Here is an 18,980-nt window from a genome sequence, read left to right as displayed (position 1 = left end):
GGGTGCTTTCGGGTTCAGGCGGGCTCACTGGCCCATCTGGAGGGTTTTCATCAGCAGCGTCTTGGCCGTGTTCATCACCTCGACGTTGTTCTGGTACGAACGCGAGGCCGAGATCATGTTGACCATCTCCTCGACCGCGTTCACGTTGCTGTAGGTGACGTAGCCTTCGGCATCGGCCTGCGGGTGCTTCGGGTCGTGCACCTTGCGGCCGGGGGTCTGGTCTTCGGTGATCGTGCTGACCTTCACGCCGGCCGCCGCGGCGCCGCCCGGCTGGCCGAGCTGGCCCATCATCTCGGTCTGGAACGTGACCTGGCGTGCCTTGTAGGCCTGGCCGTCGGGGCCGGCCACGGTGTCGACGTTGGCGAGGTTGGACGCCACCACGTTCAGGCGCTGCGACTGCGCGCTGACCGCGCTGCCGGAGACGTTGAAGATCTGGAACATGCTCATCATTGCCCCTTGATCGCTTCGAGCATCGTGCGCACGTTCGCGTTGATGAAGCGCAGCGTCGCTTCGTAGTGCACCGAGTTGTCGGCGAAGTTGGCGCGCTCGCGGTCCATGTCGACGGTGTTGCGGTCGAGGTTGGTCTGGCTGGCGGTCGCGTACAGCAGGTTCGATTCGGCGCGCGCGCCGGTCAGGCCGCTCTCGATGCCGATGTGGCCGGCCTGCGTGGTGGCGGGCACCGCCGCGTTCTGCTGGCTGCCGGTGGCCTCGCGCAGCGCCTGGGCGAAGTCCATGTCGCGGGACACATAGCCCGGCGTGTCGGCGTTCGCGATGTTGCTGGCGATCAGACGCTGGCGCTCCGAGCGCAGCGCAAGCGCCGAGCCCTGGAAATCGAGCGAGTTGGTCAGTTTGTTCAGCATGGCGGTGTGTCCTTTCGGTCCGTGGCGTCGGTGGGTGCCGAGGCCATGGGCGATGTGAAAGGATTGTGGGCAGCGCCTTCTGAAACATAAGCGGGAATAGCGGCCGGTTTGTCCGCCATTTCGAGCGCTTGCGGGCGGCAACGCGCTCCTACAGTGGAGGCGTGAACAAAGCCCCTGCCCTTGTTGCCTTCATCGCTTTCGTCGCCCTCGTGGCGATGGGCCGCGTCACGTTCGCGGCCGAGGCGGCAACGCCGTCGCCGCTCGAGCAGCAGGCCCTCGGCTTCGTGAAGAGCCACCTCGCCAGCGACCTGCCGGGCCGCGTCGAAGTGGTCGCCGGGCCGTTGGACGCCCGCCTGCGCCTGGCGCCCTGCCAGCAGGTCCAGGCTTATCTGACGCCGAACACCCGGCTGTGGGGCAAGACGCGGATCGGGCTGCGCTGCATCCAGGGTGCGACGCCGTGGAATGTGTATCTGCCGGTGACCGTCAAGGTCTGGGGCAAGGCGCTGGTCATGACCCAGGCGATGCCGGCCGGCCAGGTGCTGGCGGCCGCCGACGTCCGCGAAACCGAGGTCGACCTCGCCGAAGAGGCCAGCCCGGCGCTGACTGACGCCTCGGCGCTGGTCGGCAGGGTGCTCGCGCGCTCGGTGTCGGCTGGCCAGGGCGTGCGCCAAGCCACGCTGAAGGCCCGGCAATGGTTTGCCCCGGGCGACACCGTTCGCATCCGGGCCGTCGGCGATGGCTACGCAGTGGCCGGCTCCGGCGAGGCAGTGACCGCTGGCATCGAAGGCCAGCCGGCGCGCGTGCGCACCGAAAGCGGCCGTCTCGTGACGGGTGTCGCGGTCGCGGAACACCAGTTGGAACTCGCATTGTGAAAAACCGTCCCAGGGACAACAATTCGGGCGAAAGCCCTCAAGTCGCCATCGGGCGGGCCGATACACCGTGCATGTTGAAAGGCCGGGCCCAGTGTCCCGACCCAAGGAGTCCTTCATGAGCATCAAGATCGGCAATCACGCAGAAGCGGCCGCCCCCACGCAGGCGGTCGGCAGCACCACGCAAAAGCAAGGGACGACCGCGAAGCCCGCTGAACAGGCCACCCCGGCCGTCGGCGCCGCGGCCCCCGAAGCCAGCACCACCGTCTCGCTGTCGAGCGCGGCGTCGTCGCTGACCGGCACCGGCTTGGCCAACGCCGATTTCGACGCCGACAAGGTCAAGCGCATGTCCGACGCGATCGAGAACGGCAGCTTCAAGGTCAATCCGGAAGCCATCGCCGACAAGCTGATCGCCAACGCCCGCGAAGTGCTGGGGCACTGATCGCCGGCGGTCCCGCTTCCTGTTTCGGTCTCTGTCTCGATTTCTTCAACGGCCCCTGGCCACCCGTTCGTCATGCAGCAGCCGGTGATTCCCGCGTACGAAACCTCGCCCGAACTCGAGGCCACCCTCGGCGCGGTCGAGACGCAGCTCGCCTCGCTGGGCGAGGCGCTGCGCACGCGCGACAGCGCGGCGATCGACCTGCATGCGACCGAACTGCACCGCTCGCTGGCGCGTGCGGTCGACCTCTTCTCCCGCGCGGCCCGCAGCGGCCCGGTGCCCACCCCGTTGCGCGAGCGCCTGGCGCTGGCCGGCGGGCTGGTGGCGGCACAGCGCGAATCGCTGGCCCGTGCCACTGCCGCGCTGGATCGTGCGATCGACGTGCTGATGCCGCGCGAGCGGCCGGCCGCGGTGTATTCGGCGATCGGCCCCGCAGAGCGCGGCAGCCGCGGTTTCGTCCAGGCTTGATTGAGGGCTGACGTAGCCCGGATGCCAATCCGGGTCAGCGCCCTTTGAACGGCACCTGATACAGCCACACCGGCCGCCCATCCGGGCAGAGGTGCCGGGCCACCGGGCGCAGCTCCAGCGCCTCGAACTCCAGACTCGCCATCCACGCCCCCGGGCGCAGCTCCTGCCGCGCCTTCGCGACGGCGCGCGGCATGCTTTCAGGCCGCTGGAACAGGTAGACGAGTTCGTAGCCGGACCAATCGGCTTTCCAGATGTCGCCGCGCGTCACGCGCGCCGGGATCCGCAACAGGCGACAGCGCAGGCCGCACAGCAACCGCACCGGCCAGCTCCACTCGATCCCATCGAGCATCGCGTGCGGATAGGCCGCGTGCAACTCGCGCAGCCCGTCGCCCAAGCCGCAGCCGGCGTCGAGCACCCGGGCGCCCGCGGGCAGCGGCACCAACTCCGACAGCCCACGCAGCGCACCGCGCGGCGTCGGGAAGACCGGCGCATCGCGCCAAGCATGGACGGGGTAGAGGGAGATCAGAGCGCCCATCGGCAGCAGCCAGGTCCACGCGGGCAATGCCGAGGCGACGCCCGATGCGAGCAGAGAGAGCGGAAAGCCGAGCGCGACGAAGATGCGGCGCCAGCTCGTGCCGGCAACGATCGGCAGCAGGGCCAGCAGCCCGCCGAGCGCGGTGGCCAACAGCAGCGCCACGCCAGGCGGCACTGCCGTGCGTCGCAACGCAAGAAAGAGCGCCCACGCCAGAGACCAGGCGAGCAAGGCGGGCAGCGGCCAGACCATGGAGAACTCTCTTTCGTCACGCGGGAGCCGTGGATGGCCCGCCGAATAGGACATCAAGCAAATCGGTGGATTGGGCATCCAGGATCCCGTCCGAATCAACCACGGTAATGGCGAACAGGCTATGGAGACACCACAAGTCGCCGTCAAGCCCGTGAGACGCTGCCCCTGAATGATGGACCTGCATGGATCGAATCCGCTGGAGAAGTGACTTAGGGGGTGGTCAGCGACTCAGCTTTCGACCAGAAGCCTGTTCATGGAAGCACGCCATGCAGGTTGAAAATCAGTCACTCGGCTTTTTTAACTTTCACTCGAGAATCATCAAATGAGCACAATCAGAGCAAATAAACCCAAACCGCAAACACCCTCCATCTCTGGAGCGAAAAACCGCACGGGACAGTCGCGCCAAAATATCCTGGAAAAAATTTCCAAACTCCGCATTAAAGCAGAATCAAATACCCCGAATGATGAATTCGGCAAAGACGTATTGAAGGAATATAACGAATTGAGAATGGCCTTGGAGAAACAGGACGATTCCGAATCAGACTCGTGGGAGCCGTGTCCCGATTATTATGGAGACGTCAATCAATAACGTCCCGAAGTCGAGCGGATCAAGGCGAGCGTGCGAGCGAAGGTCGAACGTCGGTTCCACGTGAGAAGAGCCTGTTCCGCCCCGAGGAAGGCCCGCTACAAGGGCTTGGCGACGGACGCGCCGTCGAATCGCCGACCATGCGCCTGAGCGAAACTGGCCGTTGATCAGCAACTCCCTGAGTTGCCTCGTCCGTCAAAAACTGAACGCCACCCGCATCCCACCCCAATGCCGCCCCTGCACCGTGATCGGTGCGGCGGCTTCCTTCAGCAGCACGAACTGGCCGCCGCCCATGTCGCGGCGGTAGGTCTGCAGCAGGAACGGGCGCTGGTTGCGCGCCGAGGCGAGCCCGGTGCGGTCGTTGAAGATCCGGCGGTAGCGGCTGTTGGCCGTGTCCCAGGCCAGGTCGCCGCGTTGCGGTTGGCAGTACTTCTTGTTGTGCGTGGCCACATAACCGTTGCGGTCGACAGCGATGCAGAACACCACCTTCGAACTCAGCGTCAGCACGCGCTCCTGCACCTGCGGGAACAGCCGGTCCGCCAGCTCGATGAACTTCGTCGCGTGCTGCGCCGGGTTCGTCCCCGGCAACGGCCGGTAGCTCTCGTCGAACAGGTCGGCCGCCGAGATCGTCCCGGTGCGCAGCGAGTCCTCGAGCAGCTTGCCGATCTGCGCGGCCGCTTCCATCGCGGCCTGGATGAACGGCGTGTCCTCGGTCTCGATGCCGCATTCGGCGACCAGCTCGATCAGGTGCTCCGAGACCTTCAGGAAGGCCTCGCTGCGGCGCATCGCGTTGTCGAGCGCGGCGGTGGTCTGCTGGATCTCCGACTGCATCGCGCCCATCTGCACGTTGACGCCGCCGCAGATCTCGCGGCTCTGCGTCGCCGCGGCGGTGATGCTCGCGACCCCGGCCTCCACATCGGCCAGCGCCTTGTGGAAACCGCCTTGCTTGACTTCGCCGGGCTTGGCCTGGATCTCGCGCGACAAGGCCCCGATGCGGGTGTCGAGCACGCCCACGGTGCTCATGATCGCCTTCGACGAGCCCTCGACCTTCGACGCCAGGTCCTTCACCGCATCGGCCACCACGCCGAAACCGCGCCCGGCCTCGCCGGCACGCTTCGCTTCGACCGACGCGTTGAACGCCACCAGCCGCGTCTGCAGCGCGATCTGCGTGATCTCGCTGGCGGCCTCGGCCACCTCGCGCAGCGTGTCGACGATGCCGGCCACCTCGGTGCCGACCGCCTCGACCGCGTCGCGCGCACGCCCGACCGCATCGAGGCTGCCGGCCGTGACATCGCCAATGGCCTGCTGCGCCCGCGTGACCTCGCCCAACTGGCCGGCCAGCACGGTGACGGCCTGCGCCTGGCGTGCCGACACCTTGCTCGCGTCGTCGAGCAGCCCGCGCACCTCGGCGGCATCACGGCCGACGCTCGACGCCTGCTTGCCGATCGACTGCACCGCGGCCCGCAAATCGGGCTCGCCGGGGGCGTTCACGGCGGGTTCGACAGGCTCCACGGGCGACTGCTCGCGACCCTTCCTGAACATTGCAAACATGGCGTCTCGGTTTCTGTGATCACCACTCGCGCAGCTTGACGCGCAGGCGGGCAATGGATTGGCTGTGCAGTTGGCAGACGCGCGATTCGGTCACCTTCAGCACCGCCGCGATTTCCTTCAGGTTCATGTCGTGCTCGTAGTACATGCTCATCACGTACTGCTCGCGTTCCGGCAGCGTCTTGATGCCGTCGACCAGGGCCTGGCGCATGCGCTGGTCCTGCAACTGCGCCAGCGGGTTGATCCCTTCGTCGGCCACGTGCCGGTCGAGGAAGTCGTTGTCGCCATCGTCGCCCGACATGTCCTCCAGGTAGACCAGCTGGGTGCCGCGCACCTTGCCGAGAAGTTCCTGGTATTCGGGCAGCGTGATGCCCATCTCGCGCGCGATCTCGCTCTCGGCGGGCGCGCGGCCGAGCTTCTGCTCGAGCTTGTGCACCGCCGATTCGATCGTGCGCTGCTGCTTGCGCGTGCCGCGCGACAGGTAGTCGTTGCCGCGCAGCTCGTCGAGCATCGCGCCGCGGATGCGCTGCGTCGCGAAGGTCTCGAACTGCACGCCCTGGGCCGCGTCGAAGCGGCTCAGCGCGTCGGTCAACCCGATCATGCCGACCTGGATCAGGTCGTCGATCTCGACGTTGGCAGGCAACTTGGCGATCATCTGGTGGGCCAGGCGGCGCACCAGCGAGCTGTATTGCTTGAGCATCGAGTTGACGTCGAGTTGGCCTTTGGCGGTGTACATGGGGTCAGCTCCGGGGATATTCAGTTCAGGGCCTGCTGCGGAAACTCGCGGTACACCGGGTAGCCGGTGGCATGGGCGGTTTCGGCGGCGGCAGGCTGCAGCACGTCGCGGGCCCAGCGGCGCAGGGCCGGGGTGGGCGGGTCGTTGACGTCGGATGCGGGATCGATGTGCATCCAGTCGCGCAGCACGGCGCCCAGGAAGCCATCGGCACAGGAAGCGATCTGCTGCGCGATGCGTTCGGCGCGCGGCGAATGGGGGGCGGCGCCGAGCAGCAGGTCGTGCACCATCAGGCCTGCGCGCTGCGTCAGCAGCTTCATCGCAGCGTAGGCGTGGGTCACGCTGGCCGGGCGGTCGTCGGCCAGCAGCAGCGGGCGGGCCTCGCTGCGCATGAACAGGCGGCACAGGTCGGTCTCGGTGGCATGCACCAGCACCACGTCGGCATAGGGCGCGGCATCGGCCGCGGCGTGCAGGAAGGCGGCGGTGCTGCCGTGCGCATCCACGTAGCGGATCGGCAGGCCGCGGGCGGCCAGGTACGACACCTGCTGCGACAGCGGCTCGACGCAGCCGGTCAGGCCGACGGCCGTCAGCTCGGCCGGCGCCGGCGCGCGATCGGACGCGTCGATCACCAGCACGTGCGCCCCGAGCTCACCGAAGGCGGTGCACAGGCGCTCCAGCATCACGCCGCCGAACGCCATGTTCGGGTTGGCCACCACCGGCACGAAACGCACGCGCGTCTGGCCGAACAGCTGGCGCAGGCCGTGGGCCTGGTCTTGCGGGAACGAGGAGTCGTAGGCGTCGTGCATGGGGCGCTGAGGACGAGGCTAGGTGGCTGTTCTTGTGGAGGCGCAGCGATCAGGCGTGCAGCGATCCGCGGGTGCGCAGCGCCGGCTGGCGCGCCGTGAAGATCAGGTTCACGTCGTCGGCATCCATGCGATAGGCGGTGCCGGTGTTGGCGCGCAGCGCGCGGTGCACCAGCGCGTGGGCCGACAGGCGGTGCCAGTCTTCGGGGACGCGCTGGCCGTTGGCGACGCCGACGACCTTCAGCTTGTGGCGGATCAGCGCGTCGAGCGCCGGCGCCAGCTTGACGGCTTCGTCGAGCTTCGACAGCACGATGCCTTTGCAGGCGGCGGCACGGTACGACACCATCACGTCCTCGATGGTCTCGCCCTGCGCGGCGGCGTTCACGACCAGCAGCTTCTGGATCGAGCGGTGGGCCAGCATGTCGAGCAGTTCGCGGGTGCGGCTGTCGCGCTGCGCCATGCCGGCGGTGTCGATCAGCACCATCTTCTTGGCCGCCAGCAGTTCCAGCAGGTCTTCGAGCGATGCGCGGTCGTGCGCGGTGTGCACCGGCACGCCGAGGATGCGGCCATAGGCGCGCAGTTGTTCGTGGGCGCCGACGCGGTAGGCGTCGAGCGTGATCAGGCCGAGGTTGGCGGCGCCGTGCTTGGTGGCGAACGCGGCGGCGATCTTCGCGGCGCTGGTGGTCTTGCCGACACCGGTGGAGCCGATCAGCGCGTAGACGCCGCCCTGGTCTTCGAGCGCGGCGTCGTTCTCGCCGGTGATCAGGTTGCGCTCGAGGATGTTGGCGGCCCACGCGGTCTCGTCGCCGACGTCGTTCGGCAGGCTCTCGGCCAGCTTGCGGATCAGCGCCGGCGAGAAGCCGCTGTCGAGCAGCTTCTGGATCAGCATCGCCTGCGCGGGCTGGCGCTGCAGCTTCTCCATGAAGGCCAGCGCGCCGAAGCGCTCTTCGATCAGGCCCTTCATCGAGCGCAGCTCGTTCATCATGTCCTGCTGGTCGCGGCGGGCCGAGGCGTTGACGGTCGAGCGGGCGTCGGCGAGCGAGACGACCGGCGCGGCCGGCACCGGGGCGGGGGTGTGCGCGGCCTGTGCACGGGCATCGGCCAGCGCCTGGGCGTGGGCTTGCGCCTGGGCCTGGGCTTGCGCGGCGGCAGCGGCCTGCTGTTGCTGCACGCGGATTTCCTCGCGCAGCACCGGCGGCTCGCGCAGCGCGGGGCTGCGGCCACCGACGGCCTGCATCGGCGTGTGCTGCGTCGGTGCCGGGTGCATCGCCTGCCGTTCGGCCAGGCGCTGCTCGAGCGCGGTCGGCAGCGGCAGGTCGTCGTCGGGCATGAAGCTGGGTTCGTTGTCGCGGCCATGCTGCTGTTGCAGCGCGGCCTGGCGGCGCTTCAGCATGCGTTCACGCACGTAGTCCTGGAACGACAGCGTGCTCATCGACAGGCGGGCGACGTCGTCGGTGACTTCCATCGCCGGGGCCGGTGCCGCTTGCGGCGCGGGGGCCGGGCGGGCGGCCGGGGCGCGGGGCGTGGCGGCGCGTTTGGCGACCGGCGGCGACGGCGGGATCGGACCGGCCGCCGACAGGCGCTCGATCTGTTGAACGCTTTCCGGCGCCATGGCCAGCACCTCGACGCCTTCGGCGCAGGGCTTGGTCGAGAGCACGACCGCGTCTTCGCCGAAAGCCTGGCGGACCAGGGTCAGGGCGTCGCGCGACGTGCGGGCGGTGAAGCGTTTGACGTTCATCGGGAGCTCCAGGAGATCGAGCGGGAACCAGTGGCAAGCAATGGCATCCAGTGTGTGAGAGCGCAGCCGCTCATGGTCTGGCGATGAGCCACCGTAAATCCCTTCATTTGGGATGCTTCGTGCCGAGGGGGCACGGCGGTGGACAGGAAGGCAGAGGTCATGGACGGACGCGGTGGATGCGTGCCGTCATTGTTCCGGGGTGGGGCGGAAACTTGAGGAGGATGAGAGGGGGGAAAACCGGCCTGTTTCGAGCGGGCCCGCCAGAACGACGTAGCCCGGATGCCAATCCGGGAAGCGTCTTGCAACGCCACCCCGGATTGGCATCCGGGCTACGGGGATGCACGCGATCAGTTCGCCCCGATGATCGACCCGATCCGGATCGAATGCGTTTCCGGGATCTCGCTGTGCCCCAGCACCCGCAGCCGCGGCGCGGCGCGCTTCAAGAGCCGCGCCATCGGCGCGCGGATCATGTCCGGCACCAGCAGGCAGGCCGGGTGGCCGAGGTCTTCCTGGCGCTTGGCCGACGCGGCGGCGCTGCGCGTCAGCGTGTCGGCCACGCCGGGGTCGAGCACCGCGCCGTGCGGCGAGTTCAGCGCCTGCGTCACCAGCCGCTCCAGTTCCGGCTCCAGCGCGATCACCTCGAGTTCCTTCACCGGGCCGTAGATCTGCTGAACGATGGCCGGCGCGAGGCTGATGCGGATGCGCCGCGCCAGTTCGCCCGGCTCGCTCGCCACCGCCGCGTGCTCGGCCAGGCTCTCGACGATCGAGCGCATGTCGCGGATGTGCACGCCTTCTTCCAGCAGCAGCTGCAGCACCTTCTGCAGGCTCGCGATGCCGACCATCTTCGGGATCACGTCTTCCATCAGCTTCGGCGCGAGCTTGGTCACGTGCTCGACCAGCTGCTGCGTCTCGACGCGGCCGAGCAGCTTGGCCGCATGCATCTGCATCAGGTGCGACAGGTGGGTCGCGACGACGGTGGAGCAGTCCACCACCGTGAAGCCGTTCATCTGTGCCGATTCGCGCTGGCGCTCCTCGATCCACACGGCAGGCAGCCCGAAGGCCGGGTCGGTGGTGCGGGTGCCGATCAGCTGGGTGGTCGCGCCGCCCGGGTTGATCGCCAGCAGCATGCCCGGGAAAGCCTCGCCCTCGCCGACCACCGCGCCGCGCAGCGTCAGCCGGTACATGCTCGGCTTCAGCTCCAGGTTGTCGCGGATGTGCACCGGCGGCGGCAGGAAGCCGACGTCCTGCGCAAACTTGCGGCGCACGCCCTTGATGCGCTGCAGCAGGTCGCCTTCGCGGTTCTTGTCGACCAGCGTGATCAGCCGGTAGCCCACTTCCAGCCCCAGCGTGTCGACCGGCTGCAGGTCGTCCCAGCTGGCTTCGGCGTTCGGCTCGGCCACCGGCGCGGCCGGCGGCGGGGTGTTCTTGACGCGCTTGTTGCGCTCGTTCATCCACCAGGCGGCATAGCCCATGCCGCCCGAGATCAGCAGGAACACCAGGTGCGGCATGCCCGGGATGATGCCCAGCAGGCCGATCACACCGGCCGTGATGCCGAGCACGCGCGGCGAGTTGAAGACCTGGCTCGCGACCTGCGTGCCGACGTCTTCTTCCTTGCCGACGCGCGACACCACCATCGCCGCCGCCACCGAGATCAGCAGCGCCGGCACCTGGGCCACCAGCGCATCGCCGATGGCCAACAGGATGTAGCTGTCGGCCGCCTGCGAGGCCGACAGGTCGTGCTGGGCCACGCCGATGATGAAGCCGCCGATGATGTTGATGAACAGGATCAGCAGGCCGGCCATCGCGTCGCCGCGCACGAACTTGCTGGCACCGTCCATCGAGCCGAAGAATTCCGCCTCGTTGCCCACCTCGAGGCGGCGGCGCTTTGCCTCCTTCTCGTCGATCAGGCCGGCGTTCAGGTCGGCGTCGATCGCCATCTGCTTGCCGGGCATCGCATCCAGCGTGAAGCGCGCGCCGACTTCGGCGATGCGCTCGGCGCCCTTGGTCACGACGACGAAGTTGATCACCACCAGGATCGCGAACACGATCAGGCCGACCGCGAAGTTGCCGCCGATCAGGAAGTGGCCGAACGACTCGATCACCTTGCCGGCCGCGCCCGGACCGGTGTGGCCCTGCAGCAGCACGACGCGGGTGGACGCGATGTTCAGCGACAGCCGCAGCAGCGTGGTCAGCAGGATCACCGTCGGGAAGGCCGAGAAATCGAGCGGCCGCACCATGTAGGCCGCAACCATCATCACCATCAGCGCCATCGCGATGTTGAAGGTGAACAGCAGGTCGAGCGCGAAGGCCGGCAGCGGCAGCACCATCATGGACAGCACCATGATGATGAAGACCGGCGCCATCAGCGCCTTGATCGCCTTGGCATGCGGGCCGAGCCAGCCCTGGATCTGTTTGATCAGCGGGTTCATTCAGTGTCCTCGGTGGCCTTCAGGCCGTACTTGCCGCTCTTCGGGTTGTGCGGGTCGAGCTCGTCCGGCACGTTCAGTTCGGGCAGCGCGCCCGGCAGCGCCACGCGGCCGCTCAGCGCGGCACGCAGCTGGTACACGTAGGCGAGCACCTGGGCGACGGCGGCGAACAGCGCGGCCGGGATCTCGCGGTCGACCTCGGCGTGGGCATACAGCGCACGCGCCAGCACCGGCGCCTGCAGCACCGGCACCTTCGATTCCTTCGCGGTGTCGCGGATGCGCATTGCCATCAGGTCGGCGCCCTTGGCGACCACGCGCGGCGCGCCCATTTTGCCTTCGTCGTACTTCAACGCGACGGCGTAGTGGGTCGGGTTCATCACGACCAGGTCGGCGGTGGGCACCGCGGCCAGCATGCGGCGATTGGCCATCTCGCGCATGCGGGCGCGGATCTTGGCCTTGATCTCCATGTTGCCTTCGACTTCCTTGTGCTCCTGCTTGACTTCCTGGTGGCTCATCTTCAGGCGCATCGCGTGCAGCTGGCGCTGCAGCGGCACGTCGACGGCGGCGAAGAGCGCCAGCGCCAGCAGCACCAGCAGCATGCCGCCGACGATGGTGCTGCCGACATGCGACAGCGCCTGCGGCAGTGGCATCGACAGCGCGCCGGCGAACATCTCGACGTGCGAGCGCAGGTACATCGCCCCGATGCTGCCGAGGATCAGCGCCAGCACGGCGCCCTTGATCGCCTCGATCAGCTGCTGCTTCGAGAACAGCTTGCCCATGCCGGTGATCGGGTTGAACTTGTCGAACTTGGGCGCGAGCGGCTTCATCGTCCAGACCCAGCCGCCGGCCGCGACCGCGACGGCGATGCCGACGACCATCATCAGCAGGCCCATCGGCAGCACGACCCACAACAGCTTGTGCGTGAGTTCGGACAGGCGCTCGCCCATCGCCTCGGGGTTCTTGGCCATCACCGCGTTGAACTGCAGGCCGGAGGCGAGCAGCTGCTGCAGCCAGCGCGCCAGCATCGGTGCCACCGCCACCAGCGCCGCGCCGCCGACCGCCACCGCCGCGAAGTGCGACAGGTCGCGCGAACGCGCGACCTGGCCCTCGGATCGGGCCTTGTCGAGTCGTCGCTGCGTGGCGGGTAGGTTGCGGTCTTGGTCGGACATGGCGGGGGCGGTGATGCGCTCCCGCGATTGTTCCGGGGTGGGCCCGGAACTTGAGCCGGATCAGCAGGGGGAAAGGCGGCCAGTTCTTCTCACTGAAACCGGCTCAGCATCTGCTCCAGCGCCATCGTGAACGGCGCCTGCATCATCGGCAGCGTCAGCAGCACGCCCACCAGGCCGACGCCGAGCGTGATCGGGAACCCGACCGCGAAGATGTTCATCTGCTGGGCGATGCGCGAGATCACGCCCATCACCAGGTTCACGAACAGCAGCATCGTGACCATCGGCAGCGCGATCCACAGCCCGAGCTTGAACACCTCGGCGCCCCACAGCTGCGGCTGCAGCACGTGCAGGAAGCTGAACGGCTCGGCCGTCACCGGGAAGGCCTGGAAGCTCTGCACCATCGCGGCGATCATCAGCAGGTGGCCGTTGATGATGATGAACAGCCAGCCGACGATGATGCCGAAGAAGCGGCCCACCGCGTTGCCTTCGGCGCCGCTCATCGGGTCGAAGAAGCCGGCGAAGTTCAGCCCCATCTGCAGCCCGACCAGCTCGCCGGCGAACTCGATCGCGGCGAACACGATGCGCGCCGAGAAACCGAGCGTGATGCCGATCAGCACCTGCTGCAGCACCACCGCATACAGCAGCGGCGAATCGAGCGGGATCACCGGCATCGCCGGCAGCGAGGCCTGCGCGCTGATCGTGATCAGGAACGCAAGGCCGACCCGCACCCGCACCGGCACGTTCTTCTGCGACAGCAGCGGCGCGCTGCTGAACAAGGCCAGCACGCGGATGAACGGCCACAGCAGCGGCGTCAGCCAGGCGGCGAGCTGGGCGTCGGTGAAGGTCAGCATGGTTTCTTCGGCACCGACCCTTTGACGGGCCCGGGGCGAACGGCCTGGTTCAGCCCACCACCGTCGGGATCGAGGTCAGCGTGCGCTGCACATACTCGACCAGCGTGTTCAGCATCCACGGCCCGGCGACCATCAGCACCGCGACCGCGGCGACGATCTTCGGCACGAACGACAGCGTCTGCTCGTGGATCTGCGTGGCCGCCTGGAAGATGCTGACCAGCAGGCCGACGCCCAGCACCACCAGCAGCACCGGGGCCGACACCATCAGCAGCAGGTAGAGCCCTTGCTGGCCCAGCGTGAAGACTTGTTGCGAATCCATCGTCGTCGTCTCTTCAGGTGGCGAAGCTGGCGGCCAGCGACCCCAGCAGCAAATTCCAGCCATCGGCCAGCACGAACAGCATCAGCTTGAACGGCAGCGCCACCAGCACCGGGCTCAGCATCATCATCCCGAGGCTCATCAGCACGCTGGCAACGATCATGTCGATCACCAGGAACGGGATGAAGATCAGGAAGCCGATCTGGAATGCGCTCTTCAGCTCGCTGGTCACGAAGGCCGGCACCAGCACCTTGAACGGCACGTCGGCGGCCTTCACCGCCGGGTCGACCTTCGCGAGCTTCGAGAACAGCATCAGGTCGGCCTGGCGCGTCTGCTTCAGCATGAAGGCGCGCATCGGCACCTCGCCGCGCTTCAGCGCTTCGTCGAAGGCAATCTTGTTTTCCGAATACGGCTGGTACGCGTCGGCGTAGACCTTGTCCAGCGTCGGGCTCATCACGAAGAAGGTCAGGAACAGGCTCAGCCCGATCACCACCTGGTTCGGCGGCGCCGACTGCGTGCCCATCGCCTGTCGCAGCAGGCTCAGCACGATCACGATGCGGGTGAAGCCCGTCATCATCAGCAGCACGGCCGGCAGGAACGACAGCGCGGTGAAGAACAGCAGCGTCTGGATCGGCACCGAGTAGCTGGTGCCGCCCGCGCCCTGCCCCACCAGCAGCGGCAGCGCGCCATTGCCGGCCGGTGCGGCCTGGGCTAAAGCCGCTGCAGGAACGGCCGACAACACCGTCAAGGCCGCGATCGTGCCGATGCGGCGCACGCGGGCCGAAGAAAAGAAATGCTCAGCGTTCACCGGTCGACCCCTGGTCACGGCGCAGGCGCGACAGGATCTGCGCGAAAGCGGGATGCACCGCCGGCATCTGCGGCGGCGCCGCTTCGGCCTGCGGGGCCATGTTGTGCAGCACCGTGATGTTCTGCGGCGTGACGCCCAGCACCAGCCAGCGGCGCTCTTCGCCCTGCCCGACCTCGACGGCAACCAGACGCTGGCTCGACGACAGCGGCAGCGCGGCCACGCTGCGCATCACGCCCAGCCCGCCGGCACCGCCCATCGGCGTGCGCTTCAGCAGCCACAAGGCCGCCGGGATCATCGCGATGATCGCGACGAACCACATGAACGACGTGATCGCAGGGGACATCGCTCAGGCACCCTTGCTCAGGCGGCGCATGCGCTCGCTGGGGGTCACGATGTCGGTCAGCCGGATGCCGAACTTGTCGTTCACCACCACCACCTCGCCCTGCGCGATCAGGTAGCCGTTGACCAGCACGTCCATCGGCTCGCCGGCCAGCGCGTCGAGCTCGACCACCGAGCCTTGCGCCAGCTGCAGGATGTGCTTGATCGGGATCCGCGTGCGACCCAGTTCCACGGTGAGCTGCACCGGGATGTCCAGGATCATGTTGATGTCGTTCGGTGCCGACGGCCCCGCGCCGGACGCGAAGTTCGTGAACGCCACCGGCGACACCTGCTCGGCGGCGTTCTGCACCTCGGAGGCGGTCTCGGGCTTGGTTTCGGCGAGTGCGGCGGCCCACTCGGCGGCCATCGCGTCCTCTTCGGACGGCGCTGCGTTGTCAGCTGACATTGTTTTCCCCCAACCAGCTCATCGACGAGCCGGTCAACAGTTGATCGATCTTCAAGGCGTACTTGCCGTTGGAGGTTCCGTAGTGGCAGTCGAACACCGGCACGCCCGACACCTTGGCCTGGATGCCGGCCTGCAGGTCGAGCTCGATGAAATCGCCGGGCTTGAACGACAGCAGCTGCTCCACGGTGGCCGGCGCCTGCGCGAGTTCGGCCACCAGCTCGACCTCGGCCGACTGGATCTGCTGCTTCAACAGGTTGACCCAGCGCTTGTCCGGCTCGTTGCTGTCGCCCTGGATGGTCGAATACAGCACGTCGCGGATCGGCTCCAGCGTCGAGTACGGGATGCAGAAATGGATGGTGCCGGTGGTGTCGCCGATCTCCAGCGTGAAGCTGGTGGCGACAACGATCTCGCTCGGCGTAGCGATGTTGGCGAACTGCGGCTGCATCTCCGAGCGCTGGTATTCCAGCTCGAGCGGGTAGATGCCGTGCCAGGCCTTCTTGTATTCCTCGGTCACCACGTCGACCAGGCGCGTGATGATGCGCTGCTCGGTCGGCGAGAAATCGCGGCCTTCGATGCGGGTGTGGAACTTGCCAGCACCGCCGAACAGCGAATCGATGACGGCGAAGACCAGCGTCGGGTCGCACACCACCAGGCCGCTGCCGCGCAGCGGGCGCACCGAGACGATGTTGAAGTTGGTCGGCACGACGATCTCGCGCAGGAAGGCGCTGTACTTCTGCACCTTGATGCCGCCTATCGAGATTTCCGGGCTCTTGCGGATGAAGTTGAACAGCCCGATGCGGATGTTGCGGGCGAAGCGCTCGTTGATGATCTCCATCGTGGGCATGCGCCCCCGAACGATCCGCTCCTGGCTGGCAATGTCGTAATTGCGGATGCTGCCGTGCTGGACTTCTTCCTCTTCCAGCTTCTGGCTCTCTCCGGTGATGCCCTGCAACAGCGCATCGACTTCGTCTTGCGAAAGGATCTGCTGGTTCATGGCGTGGGCCCGGTCGTGACGACGAAGACCTGCATCACTGGATGATGAAGGTGGAGTAGTGCACGTGCGTGACCGGGTTGTGCACCGCGGCCTTGCGCTTCTTCTTGCCCTTCTTGCCCTTCGGCGAGTCGTCGCCGTCGGCGTCGTCGGCATCGACTTCGATGCCCAGCGGCAGCACGGCTTCGCGCATCACTTCGCGGGCGAGCTGGATCTTGCCTTCGCCTTCGAGCAGCTGCTGCGAGGTCTTGTGCGACATCACCATCAGGATGCCGCTGCGGATGGCCGGCATGTAGACCTTCAGCTGCTCGGCGAACTTCGGGTCGTCGACTTCCAGCGTGACGCCGATCTGCGCGAAACGCTCGGTCTCCTTGTCGGCCAGGTTGACGACGAAGACTTCCAGCGGCACGAAGGTGGGGACGCCCTTGTGCTCGTCCTTGGCGTGCTTCTCGGGCGCGGCGGCGCCGGCATCCTCGCCGTCTTCTTCCTCGGCGGCGGCAGCGGCTGCGGCGGCCTTCTTCTTCATGACCACGACGGCACCGCCCCCGCCGACCGCCAGCGCGAGCACGGCGGCCACGATGACGATCAGCTTCTTCTTGCCCTTCGGGGCTGCACCGGCAGGAGCGTCGGCGACGGCAGTGGACATGGAATTTCCCTCGATGGCCTCCCGTCCGGTGGCGCCACGACGGCGCCGCACTCGCGGGTTGCAATGGGGAAATTATGGAAAGCCGGGGGAATTTCTAAAGCGCGAAAAGCGGGGGAAAACCGCGCTGTCCTCACCTACCCCGTTCGGGCTGAGCCTGTCGAAGCCTGCGCATGGGCTTCGACAGGCTCAGCCCGAACGGCTTGTGTACCCAGAACCCTTCGACAGGCTCAGGGAGAACGGGTGGATGAGAGGCGTCAGGCGTAGAGGTCGAGGCCACCGGCCGACACGCGGGCGGTGCTGCGGCGCGGGGTGGACGCTTGCGCCGCCTCGACGCCGCCAACGCTGCTGCGCGGGCGGGACCCGCCCTCGCCGCGCCCCTGGCCGCCCTCCGACGAGCCCTGGCGCGCCTGCTGCGACACGCCGCCGCCGGTCAGCGTGAAGCCGGCGTCGCGCAGCGCGGACGCCAGTTCGGGCAGCCCGCTCTCGATCAGCTGGCGGGTGCTTGCCATGTCGGCGCCGAAATCGACCTGCGCCTGGCTGCCGTCGATCACGATCTGCACCGAGATCGGCCCCATCTCGGCCGGGTTCAGGTGCAGTTCGGCCTGCTGCACGCCGTCGGCGGCCAGCACACTGACCTGCACACCCAGCGCTTGCGTGAAATCCGGCGCATCCACCGGCGTCGGCAGGCTGACGACGGTCGGCGCCTCGGCCGGTGCGCTCGGCGCGGTGGCCGCCAGCCCGGCGGCCAGCAGCGCGCCGCTGGCCGGCGCGGCATCGGTGCGCGCACTGTCGCCGGCGCCATGCACCTGGGCCGCGACCTCGCGGAACGAGGCGCCATGGTCGGCCGCCTCGGCCAGCAACTTGGCCGCCGGCGCCTCGGCGCCCTGGGATGGCGCCGCGCGGTCGGCGCGGGCGCCGGGCGCTTCGCCCCCAAGCCGCCGTGCACCACGGCCGCCGCCTTCACCGCCGGCCTTGCCGCCGGGCGCATCGCCCGAGGCGGCATCGCCGGCCTCGGCCTGGCCGCGCGCCAGCTTGCCGCCGGCCTGCGTGCTCGCGGCCGGCAGGTTCAGCCCGGCCAGCCAGCTGCCGAGCGACGGGTCGAGCCCGGTCGGCGACGCAGCGTTGTCGGATGTCGCGGCATCGGTCGCGTCGGTGGAAGCGGTGGACGCGGTAGCTTCGGCATCCCCCTTGGCAGCGGATTCGGCGGAAGTCGGCGACTCGGCCTTCTGCCCCCCCTGCGGGCGCTCGGTTGCCGCAGAAGCCGGCGCTTGCGCGGCCTTGGGTGCAGCGGGCGCCACCGGCTTGGCCGGCTGGGTCGTCGGCGCACGTGATGCGGCCGGCGGCGCGGCAGCCGGCGCCGCCTGCGCCTGCTGGCGCTGCTTCAGCATCTGCGAGAACGCGTTGGCATGCGGCACCTCGGGCGACGGCGCAGGGGCCGGCGCGACCGCCAGCGGGTTGTTCGCGGAAAAGATCGGCAGGGACGACGACACGGCAGCGGACATGAAAGTGCCTGGGCGGTGGATTCAGCGGTGGATCGGAAAGATGCGGATCAGCGCAGCGGCGCTCAGACCACCGGCGACGCGCCCGTCTGGCTCAGCCGGTTCCAGGCGGCCCGCGCGGCGAACTCGTCGGTCTGCTTCTGCTCGCGGCGGTCGGCCACCAGGCGCAGTTCCTGCACCCGGCGCTCCAGCAGCTTGCGCACCGACGCGACGCGCATCTCCTGCTCGGTCAGCAGCTGCAGCATGCGCTCGACACGCCCCTGCGCATGGATCACCACGCGCTGCTGCTGGTCGATCGCCAGCGTCAGCCGCTGCATGAAGCCCTGGTAGCACTGCATCAGGTCCATCGAGCTGCTGCGGCTGAACTGCTCGCGAAAACGCGCCTCGTACTCGCCGCGATAGGTCACCAGCTGCTCGGCCTGGGCGGTGGCCGCGGCCTGCGCATCGGTCGCGCGGCGCGATTCGGCCATCGCCGCATCGCGCTCGCGCTCGGCTTGGCCCAACAGCGCCATCAGCGGCTCGATCGATCGGTCGTTGCTCATGACTGCCCCTCGTCAAATGAATACATTTGCCGATCCCCCGAGGGGATGCCGGCCGGCTTGGGAGCGGCCCGGCGCTCGGCCGGTGCTTCGAATGAGAGTTGAATCATGCGCACTCCTTCA

The 18,980-nt window shown here is 68.1% G+C and carries 22 protein-coding genes and 1 pseudogene; 5 read left to right on the top strand and 18 right to left on the bottom strand.

Annotated elements, in window-relative coordinates:
- Positions 1 to 24: 24 nt before the first annotated feature.
- On the bottom strand, positions 25 to 447 hold the full coding sequence (gene flgC / locus ASC98_RS12650) for a flagellar basal body rod protein FlgC (RefSeq protein ID WP_056802507.1): 423 nt from the start codon (positions 445 to 447) through the stop codon (positions 25 to 27).
- Complete coding sequence (gene flgB / locus ASC98_RS12645) at positions 447 to 860, bottom strand: flagellar basal body rod protein FlgB (RefSeq protein ID WP_056802504.1); 414 nt, start codon at positions 858 to 860, stop codon at positions 447 to 449. The genes flgC and flgB overlap by 1 nt, the downstream gene beginning before the upstream one ends.
- A 161-nt stretch (positions 861 to 1,021) precedes the next feature.
- Between flgB and flgA the strand changes: the two genes are divergently transcribed.
- The 3 genes from flgA (at position 1,022) to ASC98_RS12630 (ending at position 2,636) form a co-directional block, all read left to right on the top strand.
- Positions 1,022 to 1,732, top strand: coding sequence for a flagellar basal body P-ring formation chaperone FlgA (gene flgA / locus ASC98_RS12640; protein WP_235581250.1), 711 nt, complete (start codon positions 1,022 to 1,024; stop codon positions 1,730 to 1,732).
- Between the two features lie 115 nt (positions 1,733 to 1,847).
- Entirely contained in the window at positions 1,848 to 2,171 is a 324-nt protein-coding gene (gene flgM, locus ASC98_RS12635) for a flagellar biosynthesis anti-sigma factor FlgM (RefSeq protein WP_056802501.1), read from the top strand.
- Between the two features lie 72 nt (positions 2,172 to 2,243).
- Complete coding sequence (locus ASC98_RS12630) at positions 2,244 to 2,636, top strand: hypothetical protein (protein ID WP_056802498.1); 393 nt, start codon at positions 2,244 to 2,246, stop codon at positions 2,634 to 2,636.
- A 34-nt stretch (positions 2,637 to 2,670) separates the two neighbouring features.
- On the opposite strand, the gene ASC98_RS12625 is transcribed toward ASC98_RS12630, so the two are convergent.
- Positions 2,671 to 3,420 carry a class I SAM-dependent methyltransferase gene (locus ASC98_RS12625; RefSeq protein WP_082542122.1) on the bottom strand — a complete coding sequence of 250 codons (750 nt, stop codon included), beginning with the start codon at positions 3,418 to 3,420 and terminating at the stop codon, positions 2,671 to 2,673.
- Positions 3,421 to 3,742: 322 nt separating this feature from the next.
- Between ASC98_RS12625 and ASC98_RS30325 the strand changes: the two genes are divergently transcribed.
- Together ASC98_RS30325 and ASC98_RS32340 are read left to right on the top strand one after the other, a co-directional pair.
- Positions 3,743 to 4,009, top strand: coding sequence for a hypothetical protein (locus ASC98_RS30325; RefSeq protein WP_157598108.1), 267 nt, complete (start codon positions 3,743 to 3,745; stop codon positions 4,007 to 4,009).
- A 9-nt stretch (positions 4,010 to 4,018) separates the two neighbouring features.
- A pseudogene (locus tag ASC98_RS32340) lies at positions 4,019 to 4,120 on the top strand (IS5/IS1182 family transposase); the annotation flags it as partial.
- Positions 4,121 to 4,201: 81 nt separating this feature from the next.
- Here ASC98_RS32340 and ASC98_RS12620 read toward each other — a convergent pair.
- The 15 genes from ASC98_RS12620 to fliJ all read right to left on the bottom strand — a co-directional run bounded on the left by ASC98_RS12620 (position 4,202) and on the right by fliJ (position 18,860).
- On the bottom strand, positions 4,202 to 5,497 hold the full coding sequence (locus ASC98_RS12620; RefSeq protein ID WP_235581249.1) for a methyl-accepting chemotaxis protein: 1,296 nt from the start codon (positions 5,495 to 5,497) through the stop codon (positions 4,202 to 4,204).
- A 79-nt stretch (positions 5,498 to 5,576) separates the two neighbouring features.
- Positions 5,577 to 6,290, bottom strand: coding sequence for an RNA polymerase sigma factor FliA (locus ASC98_RS12615; RefSeq protein ID WP_056802489.1), 714 nt, complete (start codon positions 6,288 to 6,290; stop codon positions 5,577 to 5,579).
- Between the two features lie 20 nt (positions 6,291 to 6,310).
- Entirely contained in the window at positions 6,311 to 7,093 is a 783-nt protein-coding gene (locus ASC98_RS12610) for a hypothetical protein (RefSeq protein WP_056802486.1), read from the bottom strand.
- A gap of 49 nt (positions 7,094 to 7,142) precedes the next feature.
- On the bottom strand, positions 7,143 to 8,828 hold the full coding sequence (flhF, locus tag ASC98_RS12605) for a flagellar biosynthesis protein FlhF (RefSeq protein WP_056802481.1): 1,686 nt from the start codon (positions 8,826 to 8,828) through the stop codon (positions 7,143 to 7,145).
- 347 nt (positions 8,829 to 9,175) lie between these two features.
- Entirely contained in the window at positions 9,176 to 11,257 is a 2,082-nt protein-coding gene (gene flhA, locus ASC98_RS12600) for a flagellar biosynthesis protein FlhA (RefSeq protein WP_056802478.1), read from the bottom strand.
- Positions 11,254 to 12,423, bottom strand: coding sequence for a flagellar biosynthesis protein FlhB (gene flhB, locus ASC98_RS12595; RefSeq protein WP_056802475.1), 1,170 nt, complete (start codon positions 12,421 to 12,423; stop codon positions 11,254 to 11,256). Before flhB ends, flhA begins: the two co-directional genes overlap by 4 nt.
- An 89-nt stretch (positions 12,424 to 12,512) precedes the next feature.
- Positions 12,513 to 13,274 (bottom strand): flagellar biosynthetic protein FliR, encoded by a 762-nt coding sequence (gene fliR / locus ASC98_RS12590; protein ID WP_056802472.1) that lies wholly within the window; start codon positions 13,272 to 13,274, stop codon positions 12,513 to 12,515.
- Positions 13,275 to 13,323: 49 nt separating this feature from the next.
- On the bottom strand, positions 13,324 to 13,593 hold the full coding sequence (fliQ, locus tag ASC98_RS12585; protein WP_056802470.1) for a flagellar biosynthesis protein FliQ: 270 nt from the start codon (positions 13,591 to 13,593) through the stop codon (positions 13,324 to 13,326).
- 13 nt (positions 13,594 to 13,606) lie between these two features.
- Positions 13,607 to 14,356 (bottom strand): flagellar type III secretion system pore protein FliP, encoded by a 750-nt coding sequence (gene fliP, locus ASC98_RS12580; RefSeq protein WP_369820474.1) that lies wholly within the window; start codon positions 14,354 to 14,356, stop codon positions 13,607 to 13,609.
- A 31-nt stretch (positions 14,357 to 14,387) separates the two neighbouring features.
- Complete coding sequence (locus tag ASC98_RS12575) at positions 14,388 to 14,741, bottom strand: flagellar biosynthetic protein FliO (protein ID WP_056802463.1); 354 nt, start codon at positions 14,739 to 14,741, stop codon at positions 14,388 to 14,390.
- Between the two features lie 3 nt (positions 14,742 to 14,744).
- A complete protein-coding gene (gene fliN, locus ASC98_RS12570; protein ID WP_047500484.1) occupies positions 14,745 to 15,182 on the bottom strand; it encodes a flagellar motor switch protein FliN in 438 nt (145 codons plus the stop codon).
- Positions 15,172 to 16,176 (bottom strand): flagellar motor switch protein FliM, encoded by a 1,005-nt coding sequence (gene fliM / locus ASC98_RS12565; protein ID WP_047500482.1) that lies wholly within the window; start codon positions 16,174 to 16,176, stop codon positions 15,172 to 15,174. The genes fliN and fliM overlap by 11 nt, the downstream gene beginning before the upstream one ends.
- 34 nt (positions 16,177 to 16,210) lie before the next feature.
- Positions 16,211 to 16,819, bottom strand: a complete 609-nt coding sequence (gene fliL / locus ASC98_RS12560; RefSeq protein WP_056802460.1) for a flagellar basal body-associated protein FliL — start codon at positions 16,817 to 16,819, stop codon at positions 16,211 to 16,213.
- 254 nt (positions 16,820 to 17,073) lie between these two features.
- Positions 17,074 to 18,321: a flagellar hook-length control protein FliK gene (locus ASC98_RS12555; RefSeq protein ID WP_056802457.1), complete on the bottom strand. Its 1,248-nt coding sequence runs from the start codon at positions 18,319 to 18,321 to the stop codon at positions 17,074 to 17,076.
- 62 nt (positions 18,322 to 18,383) lie between these two features.
- Complete coding sequence (fliJ, locus tag ASC98_RS12550) at positions 18,384 to 18,860, bottom strand: flagellar export protein FliJ (RefSeq protein WP_056802455.1); 477 nt, start codon at positions 18,858 to 18,860, stop codon at positions 18,384 to 18,386.
- Between the last annotated feature and the right edge of the window lie 120 nt (positions 18,861 to 18,980).

The sequence above is a fragment of the Rhizobacter sp. Root1238 genome (genome assembly GCF_001425825.1).
GTDB lineage: Bacteria > Pseudomonadota > Gammaproteobacteria > Burkholderiales > Burkholderiaceae_C > Rhizobacter.
Note: the sequence above shows the minus strand (reverse complement) of the source record. Positions and strands in the feature narration are given on the sequence as shown.

Excerpts from the sequence above, each read along its gene's own strand:
- ASC98_RS12575 (WP_056802463.1), bottom strand. The coding sequence starts at position 14,741 with ATGTCCCCTGCGATCACGTCGTTCATGTGGTTCGTCGCGATCATCGCG.
- flhB (WP_056802475.1), bottom strand. The coding sequence starts at position 12,423 with ATGTCCGACCAAGACCGCAACCTACCCGCCACGCAGCGACGACTCGAC.
- ASC98_RS12625 (WP_082542122.1), bottom strand. The coding sequence starts at position 3,420 with ATGGTCTGGCCGCTGCCCGCCTTGCTCGCCTGGTCTCTGGCGTGGGCG.
- fliQ (WP_056802470.1), bottom strand. The coding sequence starts at position 13,593 with ATGGATTCGCAACAAGTCTTCACGCTGGGCCAGCAAGGGCTCTACCTG.
- fliR (WP_056802472.1), bottom strand. The coding sequence starts at position 13,274 with ATGCTGACCTTCACCGACGCCCAGCTCGCCGCCTGGCTGACGCCGCTG.
- flhF (WP_056802481.1), bottom strand. The coding sequence starts at position 8,828 with ATGAACGTCAAACGCTTCACCGCCCGCACGTCGCGCGACGCCCTGACC.
- fliM (WP_047500482.1), bottom strand. The coding sequence starts at position 16,176 with ATGAACCAGCAGATCCTTTCGCAAGACGAAGTCGATGCGCTGTTGCAG.
- fliN (WP_047500484.1), bottom strand. The coding sequence starts at position 15,182 with ATGTCAGCTGACAACGCAGCGCCGTCCGAAGAGGACGCGATGGCCGCC.
- flhA (WP_056802478.1), bottom strand. The coding sequence starts at position 11,257 with ATGAACCCGCTGATCAAACAGATCCAGGGCTGGCTCGGCCCGCATGCC.
- flgM (WP_056802501.1), top strand. The coding sequence starts at position 1,848 with ATGAGCATCAAGATCGGCAATCACGCAGAAGCGGCCGCCCCCACGCAG.
- ASC98_RS12630 (WP_056802498.1), top strand. The coding sequence starts at position 2,244 with ATGCAGCAGCCGGTGATTCCCGCGTACGAAACCTCGCCCGAACTCGAG.
- flgB (WP_056802504.1), bottom strand. The coding sequence starts at position 860 with ATGCTGAACAAACTGACCAACTCGCTCGATTTCCAGGGCTCGGCGCTT.
- flgC (WP_056802507.1), bottom strand. The coding sequence starts at position 447 with ATGAGCATGTTCCAGATCTTCAACGTCTCCGGCAGCGCGGTCAGCGCG.
- ASC98_RS30325 (WP_157598108.1), top strand. The coding sequence starts at position 3,743 with ATGAGCACAATCAGAGCAAATAAACCCAAACCGCAAACACCCTCCATC.
- fliL (WP_056802460.1), bottom strand. The coding sequence starts at position 16,819 with ATGTCCACTGCCGTCGCCGACGCTCCTGCCGGTGCAGCCCCGAAGGGC.
- ASC98_RS12615 (WP_056802489.1), bottom strand. The coding sequence starts at position 6,290 with ATGTACACCGCCAAAGGCCAACTCGACGTCAACTCGATGCTCAAGCAA.
- ASC98_RS12610 (WP_056802486.1), bottom strand. The coding sequence starts at position 7,093 with ATGCACGACGCCTACGACTCCTCGTTCCCGCAAGACCAGGCCCACGGC.
- ASC98_RS12555 (WP_056802457.1), bottom strand. The coding sequence starts at position 18,321 with ATGTCCGCTGCCGTGTCGTCGTCCCTGCCGATCTTTTCCGCGAACAAC.
- fliJ (WP_056802455.1), bottom strand. The coding sequence starts at position 18,860 with ATGAGCAACGACCGATCGATCGAGCCGCTGATGGCGCTGTTGGGCCAA.